Origin of the sequence: Dorea sp. Marseille-P4042, from assembly GCF_900290215.1 — a bacterium.
In the GTDB taxonomy this organism is placed as follows: domain Bacteria; phylum Bacillota; class Clostridia; order Lachnospirales; family Lachnospiraceae; genus Dorea; species Dorea formicigenerans.
In genome coordinates this window covers 1429560-1449792 of record NZ_OLMI01000002.1, presented here as the reverse complement: position 1 = coordinate 1449792, position 20233 = coordinate 1429560, and the positions used below count along the sequence as shown (strand labels likewise).

The following is a 20233-nucleotide window of genomic DNA, read 5'->3' as shown; positions in this document are numbered from 1 at the left end:
TATATGATTAAGAAACCTGTTACACTTCAGTCAGACCTGGACATGGAGTCCAGACCAATCGCACATCTTGTGCAGGAGGCAAGTCAGTATGACAGTACGGTGTACATTGAGATGGACAACATGAAGATTAATGCCAAAAGTATTATGGGGATGATGGCATTACAGTCACACCAGCCGGGAAAAGGAACCAACCTTACTCTCATTGCTGAGGGAGACGACGAGGAGCAGGCTGTAAGTGGAGTGGAATCATTTCTGCTTGCACAGTAATCAATAACATACATAGATAATTGAGGAATCGAAAGAGGGCATCTCACATGCCCTCTTTTTGGAATATATTGTAAAACCATGGAGGAAATGTCAGATGAAAAAGCTTCTATTTGTATACAATCCACGTGCGGGAAAAGAGATGTTAAAGCCAAGATTGTCAGATGTTCTTGATATCTTTGTGAAAGCGGGATATGAAGTGACAGTGCATCCGACACAGGCATACAGGGACGCTTATTATCAAATCAAGGAATACGAAGTTGGCAAATATGATCTGATTGCGTGTAGCGGTGGAGATGGAACGATTGACGAGGTTGCGACTGGAATGATGAAGCGCCGTGAGATGGGAAAAGATGTTGTTCCGGTAGGGTATATTCCGGCAGGAACGACGAATGATTTTGCCAAGAGTCTGCACATTCCGAGAAAACCCCTTGCGGCAGCAGACAATGCGGTGAAGGGAGTTCCATTTCCGTGCGACATTGGAAAGTTCAATGACAGCGTATTTGTTTATATTGCAGCATTTGGAATTTTTACAGATGTGTCTTACGAGACAGATCAGGCAGTGAAAAATGTACTTGGTCATATGGCGTATATATTGGAAGGTGCAAAGAGAATCTTTAACATTCCTTCCTATAAAATTAAGGTGGAGCATGACGGGGAAGTTATCGAGGACGAATTTATCTTCGGTATGGTGACGAATTCTCGTTCCGTTGGCGGCTTTTCTAATATGGTCGGGAAAAATATAGTATTTGACGACGGACTATTTGAAGTGACACTGATCAAGACACCGAAGAATCCGATTGCTTTGCAGGAGATTATTGCAGCACTCCTGATCGAGCAGGTGGATACAAAGCATATGTACACATTTAAGACAAAAAAAATTACCTTTGATTCTGTTGAAGAGATTCCGTGGACACTGGATGGAGAGTTCGGTGGAGAACAGGATTATGTGGAAATCGAGAATGCTCAGAAGGCAATGGAGATTATGGTTCCGGAGAATCATGTACTGGAGCTGAGCGAGCAGAAAAATAAAATAGAAAGAGATTAAATAAGTGGAGACTAGAGAAAAATTTTCATCAAGACTGGGATTTATATTAATGTCCGCAGGCTGTGCAATTGGTCTGGGAAATGTATGGAGATTCCCGTATATCACAGGAGTGTACGGAGGAGGAGCATTTGTGCTTCTGTATCTGTTCTTTCTTTTGATTTTAGGACTTCCGATCATTGTTATGGAGTTCGCGGTTGGCCGTGGAAGCCAGAAGAGTATTGCAAAGTCTTTCAATGAACTGGAACCAAAAGGAAGTAAATGGCACATTTACCGCTATTTCGGAATTGCAGGTAATTATCTGCTGATGATGTTCTATACGACAATCGGCGGCTGGATGCTTGCATATTTCGTAAAGATGGTAAAAGGAGATTTCGTAGGAGCTGACACAAAGCAGGTGGAGGCGGTTTTTGGAGAACTGACTTCTAACAGAAATGAAATGCTGTTCTGGATGATTTTGATTTCCGTGCTGGGGCTTATAGTGTGTTCTATGGGACTTCAAAATGGTGTCGAGAAAATGACAAAATTCATGATGTCCAGTTTGTTTGTAATTATGTTAATATTGGTCGCTCGTGCAACGACACTGGACGGTGCGATAGACGGATTGAAGTTCTATCTGCTTCCGGATTTTGGTAAGATGGCCGAAAATGGATTTAAAGAAGCGGTGTTTGCGGCAATGGGGCAATCATTCTTTACTTTAAGTGTCGGAATTGGTGCACTGGCAATCTTTGGAAGTTATATTGGAAAAGAGAGAAGATTGACTGGAGAGGCAATCAGCATCACCGTTCTGGATACGATTGTAGCGCTTGTTGCAGGTCTGATTATATTTCCATCCTGTTTTGCATTTGATGTAAACCCGGGTCAGGGACCAGGACTTGTATTTGTGACACTGCCAAATGTATTCCGTGAGATGGCTGGCGGAAGAATCTGGGGATCCCTGTTCTTCCTGTTCATGTCGTTTGCAGCATTTTCCACGATCATCGCAGTGTTCCAGAATATTATCCAATTCGCAAGAGATATGTGGGGGATTTCTTTGAAGAAATCTGTTCTTATTAATGGAGTTCTGCTGATTCTTCTTGCAGTGCCGTGTGTGCTTGGAATGACAGACTGGGCAGGATTCTCTATAGGTGGAAAGAGTATTATGGATATCGAGGATTTCCTTGTAAGTAATAACCTTCTGCCGATTGGATCACTGGTATATCTTTTGTTCTGTATGACAAGATATGGCTGGGGATGGGATAATTTCATAAAAGAAGCAAATACCGGATCTGGAGTGAAATTCCCGACACATAAAGCCATCCGGTTTTACCTGACATTTATCCTGCCGCTGATCGTGCTGTTTATATTTGTGCAGGGTTATTGGGGCTTGATCGCAGGTTAGGACATCAAAAACGTAGTTTTAGATTACGATGTCGTACAAACAATAATTTTGCGCCGACCGAAACGGAGTGTAGACTTGCAGAGGTGCGCAGTAGAAGTATGTCATGCAATTGCATGACGCGCACCTCGCAGCAAGAATGTATTGTTTAATTGCGATGTTATAAACTAAAATATGAAATTTTTATTGCGGGTGAAAGAGAATAGATATTTGAGCCCAGCGTAAGAAAGCCAATACACCGAAAGCCGAATATGATTTCCAGTATAAAGGAGCATCGGAATGTCAGATGCGTCCCTGCAAAATGTCGGAATTTGATGAAAAAATAAAAAAGTTTAAAAAAATTGAAAAAAGTGCTTGCATTCTTGGGAAACCTTTGCTATACTAAGCAAGTACCGAATGCGAGGGTACGGAAAAAACATAAAAACTGATATGGCTCCGTGGTCAAGCGGTCAAGACGCTAGCCTCTCACGCTGGAATCAGGGGTTCGATTCCCCTCGGAGTCACTAAGATCCACAGATTGTTCTGTGGATTTTTTTGTTGTATCCGTGATGAAACGAAGTCTGAGGAGTATTCACCTGGGAAAGATATTTTACAAAAGTATTAGTCCAGAAAATGGAAATGACTTATTTGAAGTATAAAAAGGCGTAGAATTTAATTGTTAAAAATATGACGAAAATACTTCGGGATTGGCTGAATTTTTTTGACAAAATCACATGTCTCCAGATACTTGTCATTTAGAATGTTATGGTCTATAATGAGGAAAGCAAAGGTAACAATTTAAATGGAGGAATTTAATATGTTAGTATCAGCAAAAGAAATGCTTGAAAAAGCAGTAGAAGGCCACTATGCAGTAGGGCAGTTTAACATCAACAATCTGGAGTGGACAAGAAGTGCGCTTCTTGCAGCAGAAGAGGTAAAATCTCCAATTATCCTTGGTGTATCTGAGGGCGCAGGAAAATGGATGACAGGATTCAAGACAGTTTCCGCTATGGTACAGGCCATGATTGAAGAACTGAATATCACAGTTCCGGTAGCATTACATCTTGACCATGGTACATACGAAGGATGTTATAAGTGTATAGAGGCAGGATTCTCCTCTATTATGTTCGACGGATCACACTATCCGATCGAGGAGAACATTGAGAAGACGCGTGAACTTGTGAAAGTCTGCAATGAGAAAGGAATTTCTCTTGAAGCAGAGGTTGGCTCTATCGGTGGAGAAGAGGATGGCGTAGTCGGAATGGGCGAGTGCGCAGATTCTAAGGAATGCAAGATGATCGCTGATCTCGGTGTTACAATGCTGGCAGCAGGAATCGGTAATATTCATGGAAAATATCCTGCAAACTGGCAGGGACTCAGCTTTGAGACTCTTGATGCAATTCAGCAGTTAACTGGAAAACTCCCGCTCGTTCTTCACGGTGGTACAGGTATTCCGGATGATATGATTAAAAAGGCAATCAGTCTCGGTGTTGCTAAGATCAATGTAAATACAGAGTGCCAGCTTTCATTTGCAGAAGCTACACGTAAATACATTGAGGCAGGAAAGGATCTGGAAGGAAAAGGATACGATCCACGTAAACTTCTCAAACCAGGTGCAGATGCAATTATTGAAACTGTCAAAGAAAAGATGGAATTATTTGGCTCAGTTGGTAAGGCTGAATAAAGATTTAATTTATACTTGCCTTTTTCAGACGATAGGGTTATACTAACAGACATAGACAGAACAAAGGCGTTCCAATGTTGAATTGGAGTGCCTTTTCTGTATATATAAAAATAGTAATTGTTTAGTATTTGACAAACGGCGAGTATAAGAATATGGTATTGAATGATTACGATTTAAAATAAGTGAAAGAGAGGAAAGCAGGATATGAGTGAGCGTTTTAATGTAGCAGACATTTTCGGAGAAGATGTATTTAATGACACTGTTATGCAAGAGCGCCTTCCGAAAAAAGTATACAAGGATTTGAAGAAGACGATCGAGGAAGGAAAAGAATTAGACCTTGCCACAGCTGATGTCATCGCACATGAGATGAAAGAGTGGGCAATTGAGAAAGGAGCTACACATTATACGCACTGGTTTCAGCCATTGACAGGTGTAACTGCTGAGAAGCATGATTCATTCATTTCCGCACCGCTTCCGAGTGGAAAGGTTCTTATGAGCTTTTCTGGAAAAGAACTGATCAAAGGAGAGCCGGATGCATCTTCATTCCCGTCCGGAGGACTTCGTGCAACATTTGAAGCACGTGGATATACAGCATGGGATTGTACATCACCGGCATTTGTAAGACATGATGCAGCAGGTGCTACACTTTGTATCCCAACTGCTTTCTGTTCTTATACAGGAGAGGCACTGGATCAGAAGACACCACTTCTTCGTTCTATGCAGGTAATCAATGAACAGTCATTGAGATTACTTCGTCTCTTTGGAAATACAACAGCTAAGAAGGTAACACCTTCTGTTGGACCTGAGCAGGAATATTTCTTAGTAGATGCTAAAAAGTTCATGCAGAGAAAAGATTTGATCTATACAGGACGTACACTTTTCGGAGCAATGCCTCCAAAAGGTCAGGAGCTGGATGATCATTATTTTGGAACAATCCGCCAGAGAATTGCAGGATTTATGAAAGATGTAAATGAACAGCTCTGGAAAGTTGGAGTTTCATCAAAGACACAGCATAATGAGGTTGCACCGGCACAGCATGAGCTTGCACCGATCTATGCTGAGGCAAATGTGGCTTTGGATCACAACCACCTTGTAATGCAGACATTAAAGAGAGTTGCATGTCAGCATGGTATGAAGTGTCTGCTTCACGAAAAACCATTTGCAGGAGTTAATGGATCTGGTAAACATGACAACTGGTCACTGACAACGGATGATGGAAAGAATCTTCTGGATCCAGGTGATACACCTCATGAGAATATCCAGTTCTTACTTGTACTTACATGTATTTTGAAAGCTGTTGATGAGCACGCAGATCTTCTTCGTGAGTCTGCAGCTGATCCGGGAAATGATCACAGACTTGGAGCAAATGAGGCTCCACCGGCAATTGTATCTGTATTCCTTGGAGAGCAGCTTGAGGATGTCCTGAATCAGTTGATCAGCACAGGAGAAGCTACACATAGTCTTGCAGAAGGAATCCTTAAGACAGGTGTAGATACACTTCCGGATTTTACAAAAGATGCTACAGACCGTAATAGAACATCACCATTTGCATTTACGGGTAATAAATTTGAGTTCCGTATGGTAGGATCTCGTGATTCTATTGCCGGACCGAACGTTGTACTTAACACAATTGTAGCAGATGCATTTGCAGAGGCATGTGATGTACTGGAGAAAGCAGATGACTTTGATCTTGCAGTACATGATCTGATCAAGAAATATGCGACAGAGCATCAGAGAATCGTATTCGGTGGAAATGGATACTCTGACGAGTGGGTTGCAGAGGCTGAGAGACGTGGACTTCCGAACATCAAGTCTATGGTAGAAGCTATCCCGGCACTGACAACAGATAGAGCAATTAACCTCTTTGAGAAATATAAAGTATTTACAAAGGCAGAGCTTGAGTCCCGTGCCGAGATCAAATACGAGAACTACTCAAAGGCAATCAATATTGAAGCTCGCACAATGATCGATATGGCTACAAAACAGATCATTCCTGCAGTTATCAAATATACAAAAGAACTTGCAGATACAATCAATGCTGTAAAGGCAGCAGGTGCAGACGTTTCTGTACAGTCTGAGCTTCTGACAGAGATTTCGGCTCTTCTTGTAGAGAGCAAGAGCGCTCTGAAAGCTTTAACAGAAGTTACAGAGAAAGCTGTAGAGATGGAAGAAGGAGAAGAGCAGGCCAGATACTATCACTTCACAGTTGTGCAGGCTATGGCTGCGCTTCGTTCACCAGTTGACAAACTTGAGATGATCGTAGATAAAGAAGCATGGCCAATGCCTTCCTACGGAGATCTGATGTTTGAAGTATAAGATAAATGTTCCGATAGCAGAGTACAGGAGATTGTAGACTGCGGAAACTTTAGAAAGAATTAAGGATTTTATAAGGACCTTGGACTTGGAATGGACACATCTTTGTGCTATTCTAGGCTCAAGGTCTTTTTCTATGGCATTTGAGTAATGTTGTATGGAGTAGAGATGCATTGTGGATCTTTAAATAATAAAGTGTGAAGGTGTCTGGCTCGCTCGTGATACATAATAGAAACGATTAAGTGTTAATATTAGATATAAGAGATTAAGGAAGGAGATGGAAGATATGACAAAAAATGAATTCCTGGAGGGGCTTAGAAAGGCTCTTGGTAATGATCTGGATCGTGAGACTGTGCAGGAAAATGTTGCATATTATGATGGGTATATCAGTGTTCAAGTGAATCTTGGAAGAACAGAAGAAGAGGTGACCGCGGATCTTGGTGATCCGTGGGTAATTGCGCAGACAATTATTGATGCGGAGGAGGCAAAGCGGGGCACGGGCAGAAATGCTGGAAGTTCTTATACTACTGCTAATAGTGGATTCAGTGATCCGGTATATGGAGATGGCGGGGATTATACACGCGAGGATTATTATGATCAGAATCAGGGATATCAGGCACATGTGCACACATTTGGCTTTGATACCTGGTGGAAAAAGCTGTTGCTGATACTTGGAATTATTGGGATTATCGTGCTTGTAGTATCGATTGTTGGAGGAATTATAAGCCTTCTGGCACCGATTTTGATTCCGCTTGTGATCATTATGCTGATTATCAGACTGATTGGCGGAAGTGGCCGGCGATGGTAAGCGAGACAGGCAGTCATATAAATATGATTTATATATAGAAAATATATGAAATAAGAAACAGATATTCCGACGGGGTTAAAATCAAGCCTGCCAGAATATCTGTTTTTGTTTGGGAAAATAGGGCAAAATAAAAGACTGATAGGGGAGCTATCAGTCTTTTGAGGGGAGTATAAATAATTAATAAGGGGTTGTAGAAAGTTGTGCTTCCTACGAATTCAAGTATAATATAGGAATTTCTAAAAAGCAAGATAAAAATGAAAAATCTTAAAAAAACCTTAAGGTGAGATTAAGATGCAAAAATATAAAAATAAAACTATTTTACATCACATAAAATTCGGATGCCGGGACATACTAATTTTGCAGCAAAAAAGATTAGGAGGAATTAATATGGCTAAGAATTACAGTTCATCAAACAAAAACAGTTACGGCGAGGATGGTTACAACTCAACAAACAAGAACAAAACAAATTCAAGTATGGGGGATAAAAACGCATCTAACAAGACTTCAAACAAGAATGCAAAGAATTCTTCAAACAAGAATGCATCTAACGCATCTGACCGCAACTGTCATGATGAGAGTGACAGATACTAATCAGAGCTGATGATCAGCGTGGTTTGCAGGTATACTGTGAATTTTGCTGGCGACCGGGGGCATGCCACAAGGCATGTCCCTGTTTGCGTTGCCGGAAATAGAAAGTGATAATGATCGAGAAACTGCCTGAGATATTTGAAAATATATTTTTTCAATATTTTTTGTTGAGTCCGACTTACGGAAATGATTGACAGTGCCCGGTAATAAAAGTAATATGAAAGAAAAACTTTTTTAATGCAAATGATGATTTGGAGAGATATATGAGAAGAATGGAATTGATTGCTCCGTGCCATTTTGGACTGGAAGCAGTGCTAAAACGTGAAATTATAGACCTTGGATATGAGATTTCGGAAGTGGAAGACGGAAGAGTCACATTTATCGGAGATGAGGAGGCTATATGCCGTGCAAATGTGTTCCTGCGTACGGCAGAGCGTATTCTCATTAAGGTGGGGAGCTTTAAAGCAACAAGCTTTGAAGAGCTGTTTGAGGCAACGAAGAGCCTTCGCTGGGAAGAATATATTCCGAGAAACGGAAAATTTTGGGTTGCGAAAGCTGCTTCGATAAAAAGTAAGCTGTTCAGCCCGTCAGATATTCAGTCTATTATGAAAAAAGCGATGGTACGCAGACTTCAGGAGTATTATGGCATCGAATGGTTCCCGGAGGATGGAGCATCTTACCCGGTACGTGTATTTTTAATGAAAGACATTGTGACAATTGGAATTGATACTTCAGGGGTATCTTTACATAAACGCGGATATCGAGAAGTGTCTGGAAAAGCGCCGATTACAGAAACGTTGGCGGCATCACTTATTATGCTGACACCTTGGAATAAAGACCGGATCCTGGTAGATCCATTTTGTGGAAGTGGAACATTTCCGATTGAAGCGGCTATGATGGCAGCCAATATTGCTCCGGGAATGAATCGTTCTTTTACAGCTGAATCTTGGATGAATATTATACCGAAAAAGGTCTGGTATGACACGATTGATGAGGCAAATGATTTGATTCAGGATGATGTCAAGGTGGACATTCAGGGATACGATCTGGACAGTTCTGTAATTAAGATCGCAAGACGCAATGCCAGAGAGGCGGGAGTGGATCATCTGATACATTTTCAGGAAAGAGACGTTAAAGATCTGCATCACCCGAAAAAATATGGTTTTGTGATTACCAATCCACCGTATGGTGAGCGATTGGAGGATAAAAAGGATCTTCCGGCCCTTTACAGAGCATTTGGTGAGAGCTTTAAGCATTTGGACAGCTGGTCTGCCTATATGATAACTTCTTATGAAGAAGCTGAACGATATTTTGGACGCAAGGCGGATAAGAATCGTAAGATTTATAATGGAATGTTGAAGACTTATTTCTATCAGTTCCTTGGACCGAAACCGCCAAAAAAGCTGAGGGAGAAGTAGGAAAAACCAGAGGAGAATTGAAGATGGACACAATTATATTTGCGACAGGTAACAAAAATAAAATGATAGAGATCCGTATGATTCTAGCAGATCTTGGCTGCAAGATCTTGTCCCAGAAAGAAGCCGGAATCCAGGCGGATGTAGTAGAGGATGGACAGACATTTGAGGAAAATGCGTTAATTAAGGCGACGACGATCGCGGATATTGCACGGAAGATGCCGGAGTATAAAAATGCAGTTGTTCTGGCGGACGATTCCGGATTGGAAATCGATGCGCTGAATAAAGAACCGGGAATCTATTCGGCACGCTATATGGGTGAGGATACGTCTTATGATATTAAGAACCAGGCGCTGATAGACCGGCTTGAGGGAGTGCCGGATGAGAAGCGTACGGCAAGATTTGTATGTGCGATAGCGGCGGCGCTTCCAAACGGAAGTACGGAAGTTGTACGAGGAACGATGGAAGGCCGTATTGGTTATGAGATCACAGGGGAAAATGGATTCGGATATGATCCGATCTTTTATCTGCCGCAGTTTGGCTGCAGCAGTGCGGAACTTGAACCGGAGAAGAAAAATGAACTGAGCCATCGCGGAGAAGGACTTCGCAAAATGCGCAAAATATTGGAAGAAAAGCTGGAAAGCAAATAGAAGATATAACCAGACGAAAGAAAAGGCAGCTAGAAGAATACAGTAAAAGAAAAGACAGGAAGACAAAAGAAATATGAAAATTGTGATAGTAAGTGATACACATGGTTCCAGAAAGAATATTGAAAATGTTTGTGAGTGTAATCCGGATGCAGATATGCTGATCCATCTTGGTGATGTGGAAGATGATGAAGATTACATAGAAGCTATTTTTGAGTGTCCAACGCATATTGTGGGTGGAAACAATGATTTCTTTTCAAGACTTCCGAGGGAGGAAGAATTTGAACTGGAAGGACATCATATCTTTATTACGCATGGACATGCATATTATGTCAGCATGGGAGAGGCGCATTTGCAGGAAGAAGCGCGCCGCAGAGGTGCGGATATTGTGATGTATGGGCACACACATGTGCCGGCACTTACAATAGACGCTGATCTTGTGACGCTGAATCCGGGCAGCCTGACTTATCCGAGGCAGCAGGGACGACAAGCTACCTACATGGTGATGAAATTAGAAAAAGGAAAACAGCCTGAAGTAGAGCTTAAAACTGTGTAAAGATATGAACTCAATAAGTCTGGAAAGCCCGATTTTACGGGCTTTCCGAAGTATGGAAGACGCTTTGAAGAATTTTTTGAAAAAAGTTTAAAAAAATTGTTGACATATAGAGGGGGCTTATGTATAATACTATTTGTGTCACGGAGATAACGACGCGGAAACAAAAAAACGGGGTGTGGCTCAGCTTGGCTAGAGCGCCTGGTTTGGGACCAGGAGGTCGCAGGTTCGAATCCTGTCACCCCGATTGATATGCGGGTGTAGTTCAATGGTAGAACACCAGCCTTCCAAGCTGGATACGTGGGTTCGATTCCCATCACCCGCTTTCTTAAAGCCTGAAAGCTTTGAGAGCGGTTCTGGTAAAGAATGAATCGAAGAAAACAATTAATACGCGGGTGTAGTTCAATGGTAGAACACCAGCCTTCCAAGCTGGATACGTGGGTTCGATTCCCATCACCCGCTTTCTTGAAGCCTAAAAGCTTTGAGAGATAGTTCTAATAGAGCTAGATTGAGTCTGTAGCTCAGCTGGATAGAGCAACGGCCTTCTAAGCCGTAGGTCGAGGGTTCGAATCCCCCCAGGCTCGTTAGAACCACAGAAAATAGAATAGTGCTAAGTGTACTAAGTTGGACAAGCATAGTTCGATAAGTGTATATGGTGGGTATGGTGCAGTTGGTTAGCGCGCCAGATTGTGGTTCTGGATATCATGGGTTCGAGTCCCATTACCCACCCTTTTTTATTTTATTGGGCTATCGCCAAGCGGTAAGGCACAGGACTTTGACTCCTGCATTCGTTGGTTCGAATCCAACTAGCCCAGTTTTTATGGGCGTGTAGCTCAGGTGGTAGAGCACTTGACTTTTAATCAAGTTGTCCGGGGTTCGAATCCCCGCACGCTCACTGTGAATATAACGCAAACTTAATGGGAATTAGGTATTGCGTTTTTATTTTCTTATGCGGATGTGGCGGAATTGGCAGACGCGCTAGACTTAGGATCTAGTGTCCCCGACGTGCAGGTTCAAGTCCTGTCATCCGCATTTTTATGCAAAACCTCGGAATAATAATTTCTGAGGTTTTTTGCGTTGACGAGCTTATAAAAAATATAGTATGATTACTAGAAATAGTAGAGAACGAAAGAATTGATAAAGGAGAGACATATGCAGAGAACGAAAAAGATAACCGCATTTGTACTTGCGATTGCTCTTTGCGTGGGGATGCTGCCGACACTTGGGGTGAATGCAAAAGCCGCGGACACGGGTAAACATCTGGACGTATTATTTACACATGATACGCATTCACATCTGAACAGTTTTTCTACGATCGTTGATGGAAAACAAGAAGAGGTCGGAGGATTTGCAAGGCTCAAGACTTTAATTGACGAGCAGAAAGAAAAAAACCCGGATACGCTCTATCTGGATGGTGGAGATTTTTCTATGGGAACGTTGATCCAGACGGTGTATGAGACAGAGGCGGCAGAGCTTCGTATGCTAGGCTATCTTGGATGTGATGTGACGACCTGGGGAAATCATGAGTTTGACTATCGTTCCAGTGGACTTGCTAATATGCTGAATACTGCAAAGGCTTCCGGTGAAAATGTTCCGTCACTGGTCGTTTGTAATGTGGACTGGAGCGCTATGGAGAAAGCGGGCTTAACGGAAGGACAGCAGCAGATTAAAGATGCATTTGAGAACTACGGTGTGAAAGATTATGTAGTTGTACAGAAAGGTGATGTCAAAATAGCAGTTTTTGGTGTATTTGGTAAAGATTCGCTGGATTGCGCGCCAACATGCGAACTGCTTTTTGAAGATCCGATCGAGGCTTCTAAGAAGACGGTGGAAGAGATTAAGAAAAATGAGGACGTGGATATGATTGCCTGCGTATCTCATAGTGGTACCGTGGAAGATGAAGATAAATCTGAAGATGAGATTCTTGCGAAAAATGTGCCGGATATAGATTTGATTATCAGCGGACACACACATACACAATTAGATGAGCCGATTCGGCACGGAGATACTTATATTGTTTCCTGTGGAGAATATGGAAGAAATCTTGGAACGATTTCCATGACGCAGAAAGATGATGGACGCTGGGACGTGGATACTTACGAGTTGATTCCGGTTACGGATGAGATAAAGGCGGATGCTGCAACACAGGAGCGGATTGATAAACTGATGGAGACGGTTGATACGAATTATCTGTCACATTTTGGATATACAAAAGATCAGATTCTTGCGGAAAATGATATTGAATTCAGCAGTGTGGACGATATGTATAATAAGCATGAGGAGCTGAATCTCGGAGACATCATGTCTGATGCATATGTGTATGCGGTGGAAAATTCTGAGTACTACGACGGTGATCCGGTCGATGTGGCGGTTGTTCCGAGCGGAACAGGACGTGATACTTATACAAAAGGGGATGTCACGGTCGAACAGGGCTACAATTCATTTTCACTTTGAATTGGGGAGGATGGGGTGGCGGGGTATCCACTGATCAGCGCTTATCTGACAGGAAAAGAATTGAAACTTGTGGCGGAAATTGATGCGTCTGTTTCAGATTTTATGACGATTGCCAGACTTTATTGTAGTGGTCTTAACTTTACATACAATCCGCATCGCATGATACTTAATAAAGTGACAGATTGCTATCTGATGAAAGCACAGGGGGAAGGAAACAGAGAAGAGATAGAAGATGACAAGCTGTATCATGTGGTGACAGACCTATATACAGGGCAGATGCTCGGTGCTGTCATGGACACATCTTATGGACTGCTGTCTATTACGCCGAAGGACAAAGATGGAAATCCAATCGAAAACCTGGAAGATCAGGCAATTATGGAAGGCAATCAGGAGCTGAAAGCATGGGCTGCCATCGCCAGATATATGGAGTCCTTTGATGATACAGATGGTGATGGTATTGCAAATGTGTCGGAATATTATAATGAAAAACACGACCGCAAGGTTGTGGAAGACAGCTGGAATATTATTGATCTTGTAAAACATCCGAATAAATTTTCGGCTATCATAGCGGGCATTTTTGTACTTGTAATTGTGCTGATTATTTTGCTCATATTGCTGATTAGAAGAATTGTGCGGAAGATAAAAACTAATTGAATGAAATGGATTTAAATGATATACTAAACTAAGAACAACCACCCTCTAAACTTTGACGAGTTGGGTGGTAATTCCATGATTACTTAAACTAATGAAGTCAACCCCTTGTGGCGGTTGTTCTTTTCTATTTTTAATATAGCATATATTGAAATTAGTTTCAAGAAGTTTATAAAAGATACAGTTTTGAATCTTATCTTACTATAATTTTCCTGACCACACAGCTTACTACTCCTGCAATGCACAGTGGCAGTAGTGTGGCTTTCAGACCACCGTAAATAGACAGTCCTCCTTGTACACCGGTAAGCCAGCTTGGAGAACTTGGAATCAGGTGACTGAACATGGCGGCCAGATAGGAACCGGCGTAAATGATAACAAAGGACAAAAGCCCGCGTCCGGTATCCAGACGATTGTTGTGTCTGCTTCTGGCGCGTGTACGGCTGGCAGCCCAGAAGAAGTTGAGCAGTTCATAACCGACCAGCACAGCTCCGACAGCCAGGTATGCGATCAGTGTGGTATCTTTCGTCTGTCCGAGTAACAGGATTTTTCCATAAGAACCGGCGTTACTTAAAAATGCTTTCAACAATATCAGGATGATGAGAGCGATTAAAATCAGTGTGGCTGCCCGGAGAATGGTTCCAACTAATTTTTTAGTCGCGTTAATGCCGGTCTTAGCAATATTTGCAACCGGTTTTCCTACATTGGGCAGTCCGCGACGCTTTTTCTTCTTGGATTTTTTGGAATCCGGATCCTGTTTGTCGTTGCGCTTTTTCTTTTTTGAATCTCTGCCGTTGCTGTTATAGTCATCATCATAATAATTGTCATCATAATCGTCGTCATCATCATAATCATAATTGTCATCATAATCGTCGTCATCATCATCATAATAATCATCATAATAGTCGGTGTCGCCATCATAACCGTCATAATCGTCGTAATCATCGTTATTATCAGAACTATCTTCACTCAAATAGCTCCCAAGATCCTCCAGATCTTCATATACAACTTCGAAATCATCATCGAAGTAATTGTCAAATTCATTTGTCTGTTTCTTTTTGTTTCCCATAATCACTTATACCTCCCTGTGAGCAACTCATATTTTATAATGAATGCAAAAGGGACTCAAGAGATGTCACACAATCTTCACGAAACCGTAAGAAAATCTTCAGAAATGCGGAAAATGAGTGAGGACAGGGCATTGATTTTGGGAAAATTGTGTTATAATATGAATACCTGTGGATAAGTGCAATATGTATGCACTCAAGAAGGTGGAATCTTACGGATTTAAAAGTAGTAGGTTGAATTGGAGGTAATGGTATGGAATATGAAGGTAGAATTTGTCGTGCGCCAATGGAACGTGCATCTTACATGCTGCCGGTCATGGTCGGATGCTCTTATAATAAATGTAAATTCTGTAATCTGTTCAGAGATTTAAAATATCGTGAGCTGCCGCTTGAGCAGGTCGAAGAGGAACTGCAACGAGTGAAGAATCTGGGAGGAAATCCAAGAAAGATATTTCTTGGAGATGGTAATGCATTTGGATTGAAAATGGATCGTCTGCGTGCGATACTTGATTTGATCGATAAATATTTTCCAGATTGTCAGATGATCAACATGGATGCGACTGTAACAAGTATCCGGCTGAAAAGTGATGAGGAACTTCAGGAATTATATGACCGCAAGGTGAGACATTTATATCTGGGGATTGAAAGTGGTCTGGATGATGTGTTGAAGTTTATGAGAAAAGAGCATACCCAGGATCAGGCGTATAAAGAAATCGCAAGAATCCAAAGAGTCGGATTGATTTTTGATGCACATGTTATGTCTGGTGTTGCCGGTAAAGGCAGAGGTCAGGAAAATGCAATTGCTCTGGCAGAGTTCCTGAACAAGACGCAGCCGGATCGTATTGTTAACTTCTCTTTATTTCTTCATAATCAGGTTGCACTTTATGAAGATATCAAATCCGGAGCATTTATTCCGGCAGATGAAGTGGAAAATATGGAAGAAGAGCGTACATTGATTGGGCTTCTGAAAGAAGGACCGGACGGACATCAAATGCTTTATGATGGATTTAATGACTTCCTGGAACTTCGTGTGAAAGGGAAAGCTCCGAAAGATGCACCACGTATGATCGAGAAGCTGACAGAGGCAATTGAAAAATATAAAGACGAGCCGCCGATTTATGCCTATGTAAGAGGTGACTGTCCGGATCTGTCTATGTGTGACGGTGGGCGTTGGCTGTGGGAGATGGATGACAGTAAGCTGGCACAGTATAATGAAAAGGAAAAGAAGCTGAGCTGATGAATACAAGAGTAAAAGGATTCATATATTTATTGCTGTCCGCAGTCTACTTTGGTTTTATGCCATTGCTTGTGAAAGTGATCTGCGCGGATGGAAGCACGATAGTGGGAGCATTATTTTTAAGGTTTGCCCTGGCAATCATTCCGCTGTACATTTACCTGAAAGTGCGGAAAGTTCCGATGGAGCTATCTGTGAAGAAAGGAAAAAAGATTTTGTGTGTGACGGTGTTTGGATATGGAATCACAGCGCTTCTTTTGTATAGTGCGTACGATTATATGCCGTCAGGTATGGCGACGGTCATTCATTTTGGATATCCGGTTTTTGTGTTGCTTGGCAGTCTGATATTCCTACGAAGACGTGTGCCTAAGATGAAAATTGTGTGTGTTGGTCTGTGCATGATCGGTATTTTCCTGTCCTATGCAGGAAGCGGCGGTGAGGCAAAGCCGATGGGATTTGTTTTTGCGCTTATATCCGGAATGACGTATGCATTTTACATATTATATCTGGAAGTGGGCGGGCTGCAGGATATCCCTGCTATGAAGATGATATTTTATATGAATATTGTTGGCTCCATTATGGTATTTTTGATTGGAAAAGTATCGGGAAGTTTTGTACTTCATATGAATGTAAACGCATGGATCGCGGCATTTGTTCTGTCCCTTGGCGCAGCATTTATCGGAGTGGGATTTTTTCAGTATGGCGTACAGTATGTGGGAGCCCAGGATGCGGCAATTTTAAGTACATTTGAACCGGTGACCAGTATGATCGTGGGGATTTTAGTCCTGCATGAGAGTGCAAGTCTTTCGTCGATGGCAGGCTGTATACTGATTCTTATATCCGTGACGGCAACTGCGTTCGCTAAGTCATGATAGATTTTTTGAATAGTGATAGAGAAAAAGAACGAAAAGTATTAGAATAAGCATGCTTTTCGCTCTTTTTTTTGTTGGCAGCGTTTGCTATTAAGGGAAAAATGTGGATTTATTTAAACTTCTTCCTCTGCCCGTTTTACGACTTCGTCGATGTCCAGTGACAGGCTTCCGTCCTGGAACTGGAAGCAAGGAACGCCGACCCAGTGGTTTTCCTTTACTTCATCAAAGATCGGGTTTGTGTCGCGGAGTGTGAGGAAACGTTTCAGATATCCGATATTGTCGGAAAATTCCATATACAGATACTGGATTCCTTTCTCTTTTAAAATTTCTTCTGCCTCGACGCAGTCCGGGCATGCTTTTGTTCCATACATTACAACTTTCATGTGTAACTCCTTTCTTAAAAAAATTTTCCCTGTCTGCTATACGGGTTTGCAAAATATTCAAGTCGAACATCCGTGAGACTTGGCGCGTGATTCTGGTCAGCAAAGCTGACATATTCCTATCAGAATCACTGCGCATCCTTGCGGAGCGTTTATCTCAGTCGGAGACCTAACTCCCACTGAGACAAATTTGCTATTACTCACCACCTGAGGGACGCCACTGAAAAAGTCCTTATTTTGCGCAAAGCAGCACAAGATAAAGTGTATTTATATGTTTTACGCTACTATATATTGTATGTAAAAACAGTTTTTCAGTGGCGTCCCTGAAGAGGTGGGAGTCTTCTCGACTGAGATAAAGTGCTAAGTGTACTGCTTGCTTTGTGCGGTCTGAATTCATGTGTGTTTAAACTGGCTTTAGATTCATCGGACTTGAGCCAGACTATCTAAATTGCTTGTGAGTCTGGAGTCTGCCGTGAATTAGTTTGCTTCGTAAGCTTCCTGTAAAGCACGGCGCAGCTTCGTGTACTGGCTGGCTGCATCTTTTGCTCCGAGAAATGTCTCGGTAACAAGTCCGTCTTTTCCTACTATAACTGTGTAAGGGATACCGGCACTCGGATAAAGATTACTGATATTGCTTTCGGTGTCGCAGGCAACCGGAAATGAATAATTCTTTGCCTCGATAAATGTATCAATAGTATCTTCATCTTCGCCTACATTTACTCCGACAATTACAATCTGGTCACCATACTCTTCATAAAGCTTCTCGATGGCGGGCATTTCCTTGACGCAGTTGCTGCACCAGGTCGCCCAGAAGTTCAAAAGAATGACCTGTCCTTTTTTATCGGAGAGGGTAAATGTTTCGCCGTTATTCAACTTGGCGGTAAAATCCGGTGCTTCACTTCCGCCTGTCATCTCCTGATGAAGAGCAGAACTTCGTTTTCCGCTTTTCGTTCCAGAAGATGTATCATTTGTCTGACCGCCTGAGCATCCGATTAGAACAAAGACAGAGAAAAAACACAGACAAAAATAGAACAGTAGTTTATAAAATTTTTTGAAAAATTTATACATGCTTCGTGTCCGCCTCCTGTGATTTTGCTAAATATATCAGCTGGGAGTCAATCCCCCAGCTGATATAGCCACCGGCAGGATTTCAGAGGTGCGCGGTAGAAGTATGTCATGCAATTGCATGACGCGCACCTCGCAGCAAGAATGCCGAGGCATTCTTGAATGCAATTTCGTACAAATGAAGTATACAATATTTTCTCTACAATATACAAGATGTACAAAGGAAAAGCTTTATTGAAAAAAAGAATATATAGAGATGCTTTTATCAAAAATCTTTATTGGACAAATGAAGGATATCAGATGTATGATTATTCGGGATTTGTATGTGACTGCCTGAAACAATATGACAGATGGAAGGCGGGGACATACATTTTTATAAGGACATAGAATTCCTTATCAGTAACTATAAGTATTTCTAATCTAAAGGAGAAGAAAAAGGAGGTTTTTCAAAATGGATGCACTTTTAAGTGTGAACTGGATAGCTCTTCTCGTACTTATGATCGCTCTGCTTTCTTTTAAAGCACTGAACTGGATCGCGTACAGAGTGAACTGGACAGTTGTAATTCTGATCAGTATGGTCATTGGTGCTGTCATTGGAGTAGTATTTGCTTCAGAGGGGAACACATACCTTGTGTGGCTGAATTTAATTGGACAGGCTTATGTAAAACTGATCAAAGCTTTGGTAGCACCGGTAATTTTAGTATCGGTTATTTCAGGACTGATTTCTCTGAACGATAAAGAGAAGATGAAAAAAATCGGAACGAAATCAGTATTCTGGCTTCTTGTAACATCTGTAACAGCCATTGTTGTCACACTTGTTGTTGGGGCAGTGACTAATATTGGTAAAGGAGCAGGTGCAGTGTTCGCAGACATTTCCAGTGTCACAGATGCGACTCTGAGCGCTTACCAGGAGATGGAGACATCTTTTGATACCATTCTTCTGAATCTAGTTCCAAGCAATATCGCAGCAGATCTTGCAGCAGATAATATCGTAGCAATCATTATTATTGCGGTTGCAGTTGCAGTTGCTTATGTAAGCATTTCTTCAGAAGAGGGGGAAGATAAAGTTCTTGTGATCAAGAAACTGATCGAGGCAGTTAAAAAGGTCATTTTCAACATTCTTGAATATGTGATTGATCTTACACCATACGCAGTGCTTTGCCTGACAGCATGCTCTGCAAGTCAGCTCTTAAGCGACAAAGAGGCGCTGGTACAGCTCGTACTTCTTGTTGTGATGGTGTTTGTTGCATGTCTTATCCAGTCATATGTTGTCAATGCGGTAATCTTGAAATCATTTGCCAAGGTCAATCCGCTGAAGTTCTTTAAGAAAACATTTGACGCACAGGCAACAGCATTTACAACAACAAGTAGTGTTGGAACAATGCCAATCACAATCGACAGACTAATCCGTAAAGTTGGTGTTGATGAGGAGGTCGCAAACTTTACAGCACCTCTTGGAACAACAATCGGTATGGCAGGATGTACATGTGTATGGCCGATTCTTCTTGCAATGTTCTACCTTAATGCAACAGGTCAGAGTTGGGGAGTAAGCCAGTACCTTGTTATGTGCTTTATGTGTCTGGTGCTTTCCCTTGGAAGCGCCGGAATGCCGGGAGTCGGAGTTATCACAGCAGTATCTCTGTTCAGTGCAGTAAACCTGCCGATCGCAGCAGTAGTACTTCTGATTCCAATCAACAATATTACAGATATGGTACGTACTCTTACAAATGTTACAGATGCCAGCGTATGTGCGGCAGTTGTAGCACGCCAGAATGGACTTCTGAATGATGAAGTATTTGCAAAAGAGGACGAGAAATTAGAGAAAGGAGAGGCATAAAT

Annotated in this window: 16 protein-coding genes, 9 tRNA genes and 1 pseudogene; 23 read left to right on the top strand and 3 right to left on the bottom strand. The window is 41.9% G+C overall.

Going from position 1 to position 20233, the window contains the following annotated elements:
• Positions 1–3: 3 nt before the first annotated feature.
• From C7E02_RS12765 to C7E02_RS12670, 20 genes and pseudogenes are all read left to right on the top strand, one after another.
• Positions 4–267, top strand: a complete 264-nt coding sequence (locus tag C7E02_RS12765) for an HPr family phosphocarrier protein (protein WP_005338598.1) — start codon at positions 4–6, stop codon at positions 265–267.
• Between the two features lie 94 nt (positions 268–361).
• Positions 362–1312 (top strand): diacylglycerol/lipid kinase family protein, encoded by a 951-nt coding sequence (locus tag C7E02_RS12760; RefSeq protein WP_105309737.1) that lies wholly within the window; start codon positions 362–364, stop codon positions 1310–1312.
• Positions 1313–1316: 4 nt separating this feature from the next.
• Positions 1317–2690 (top strand): sodium-dependent transporter, encoded by a 1374-nt coding sequence (locus tag C7E02_RS12755; RefSeq protein ID WP_105309736.1) that lies wholly within the window; start codon positions 1317–1319, stop codon positions 2688–2690.
• A gap of 428 nt (positions 2691–3118) precedes the next feature.
• Positions 3119–3190, top strand: a tRNA-Glu gene (locus C7E02_RS12750).
• Positions 3191–3483: 293 nt separating this feature from the next.
• Entirely contained in the window at positions 3484–4350 is an 867-nt protein-coding gene (gene fba, locus C7E02_RS12745) for a class II fructose-1,6-bisphosphate aldolase (RefSeq protein WP_105309735.1), read from the top strand.
• Positions 4351–4554: 204 nt separating this feature from the next.
• On the top strand, positions 4555–6666 hold the full coding sequence (locus tag C7E02_RS12740; RefSeq protein WP_005338590.1) for a glutamine synthetase III family protein: 2112 nt from the start codon (positions 4555–4557) through the stop codon (positions 6664–6666).
• Positions 6667–6949: 283 nt separating this feature from the next.
• Positions 6950–7471: a DUF1700 domain-containing protein gene (locus C7E02_RS12735; protein WP_186279131.1), complete on the top strand. Its 522-nt coding sequence runs from the start codon at positions 6950–6952 to the stop codon at positions 7469–7471.
• A gap of 387 nt (positions 7472–7858) precedes the next feature.
• Positions 7859–8062, top strand: coding sequence for a hypothetical protein (locus C7E02_RS12730; RefSeq protein ID WP_005331971.1), 204 nt, complete (start codon positions 7859–7861; stop codon positions 8060–8062).
• Between the two features lie 260 nt (positions 8063–8322).
• Complete coding sequence (locus C7E02_RS12725) at positions 8323–9477, top strand: THUMP domain-containing class I SAM-dependent RNA methyltransferase (RefSeq protein WP_105309733.1); 1155 nt, start codon at positions 8323–8325, stop codon at positions 9475–9477.
• Between the two features lie 23 nt (positions 9478–9500).
• Positions 9501–10124, top strand: coding sequence for an RdgB/HAM1 family non-canonical purine NTP pyrophosphatase (gene rdgB, locus C7E02_RS12720; RefSeq protein WP_105309732.1), 624 nt, complete (start codon positions 9501–9503; stop codon positions 10122–10124).
• Between the two features lie 73 nt (positions 10125–10197).
• Positions 10198–10677, top strand: a complete 480-nt coding sequence (locus C7E02_RS12715; RefSeq protein ID WP_029732501.1) for a metallophosphoesterase — start codon at positions 10198–10200, stop codon at positions 10675–10677.
• Positions 10678–10846: 169 nt separating this feature from the next.
• Positions 10847–10921, top strand: a tRNA-Pro gene (locus C7E02_RS12710).
• Between the two features lie 7 nt (positions 10922–10928).
• A tRNA-Gly gene (locus C7E02_RS12705) sits at positions 10929–10999 on the top strand.
• Positions 11000–11065: 66 nt separating this feature from the next.
• Positions 11066–11136 (top strand) — tRNA-Gly (locus tag C7E02_RS12700).
• A gap of 48 nt (positions 11137–11184) precedes the next feature.
• Positions 11185–11258: transfer RNA gene (locus C7E02_RS12695), tRNA-Arg, on the top strand.
• 71 nt (positions 11259–11329) lie between these two features.
• Positions 11330–11403, top strand: a tRNA-His gene (locus tag C7E02_RS12690).
• A gap of 14 nt (positions 11404–11417) precedes the next feature.
• A tRNA-Gln gene (locus tag C7E02_RS12685) sits at positions 11418–11489 on the top strand.
• A 7-nt stretch (positions 11490–11496) separates the two neighbouring features.
• A tRNA-Lys gene (locus tag C7E02_RS12680) sits at positions 11497–11569 on the top strand.
• Positions 11570–11625: 56 nt separating this feature from the next.
• A tRNA-Leu gene (locus C7E02_RS12675) sits at positions 11626–11706 on the top strand.
• Positions 11707–11826: 120 nt separating this feature from the next.
• Positions 11827–13782 (top strand): annotated as a pseudogene (locus C7E02_RS12670) (bifunctional metallophosphatase/5'-nucleotidase).
• A 190-nt stretch (positions 13783–13972) separates the two neighbouring features.
• On the opposite strand, the gene C7E02_RS12665 reads toward C7E02_RS12670, so the two are convergent.
• Positions 13973–14845 carry a hypothetical protein gene (locus tag C7E02_RS12665; RefSeq protein ID WP_105309731.1) on the bottom strand — a complete coding sequence of 291 codons (873 nt, stop codon included), beginning with the start codon at positions 14843–14845 and terminating at the stop codon, positions 13973–13975.
• A 251-nt stretch (positions 14846–15096) separates the two neighbouring features.
• Here C7E02_RS12665 and C7E02_RS12660 point away from each other — a divergent pair, with 251 nt between their 5' ends.
• Both C7E02_RS12660 and C7E02_RS12655 read left to right on the top strand, forming a co-directional pair.
• Positions 15097–16080, top strand: coding sequence for a radical SAM protein (locus C7E02_RS12660; protein ID WP_105309730.1), 984 nt, complete (start codon positions 15097–15099; stop codon positions 16078–16080).
• Complete coding sequence (locus tag C7E02_RS12655) at positions 16080–16949, top strand: DMT family transporter (RefSeq protein WP_105309729.1); 870 nt, start codon at positions 16080–16082, stop codon at positions 16947–16949. The genes C7E02_RS12660 and C7E02_RS12655 overlap by 1 nt, the downstream gene beginning before the upstream one ends.
• Positions 16950–17062: 113 nt before the next feature.
• Here the strand turns inward: C7E02_RS12655 and C7E02_RS12650 are convergent, their stop codons facing one another.
• Complete coding sequence (locus C7E02_RS12650; RefSeq protein WP_005338570.1) at positions 17063–17332, bottom strand: glutaredoxin domain-containing protein; 270 nt, start codon at positions 17330–17332, stop codon at positions 17063–17065.
• Between the two features lie 474 nt (positions 17333–17806).
• Positions 17807–18397 (bottom strand): TlpA family protein disulfide reductase, encoded by a 591-nt coding sequence (locus tag C7E02_RS12645; RefSeq protein ID WP_105309728.1) that lies wholly within the window; start codon positions 18395–18397, stop codon positions 17807–17809.
• A gap of 448 nt (positions 18398–18845) precedes the next feature.
• Between C7E02_RS12645 and C7E02_RS12640 the strand changes: the two genes are divergently transcribed.
• Complete coding sequence (locus C7E02_RS12640; protein WP_021841943.1) at positions 18846–20231, top strand: dicarboxylate/amino acid:cation symporter; 1386 nt, start codon at positions 18846–18848, stop codon at positions 20229–20231.
• Positions 20232–20233 lie beyond the last annotated feature (2 nt).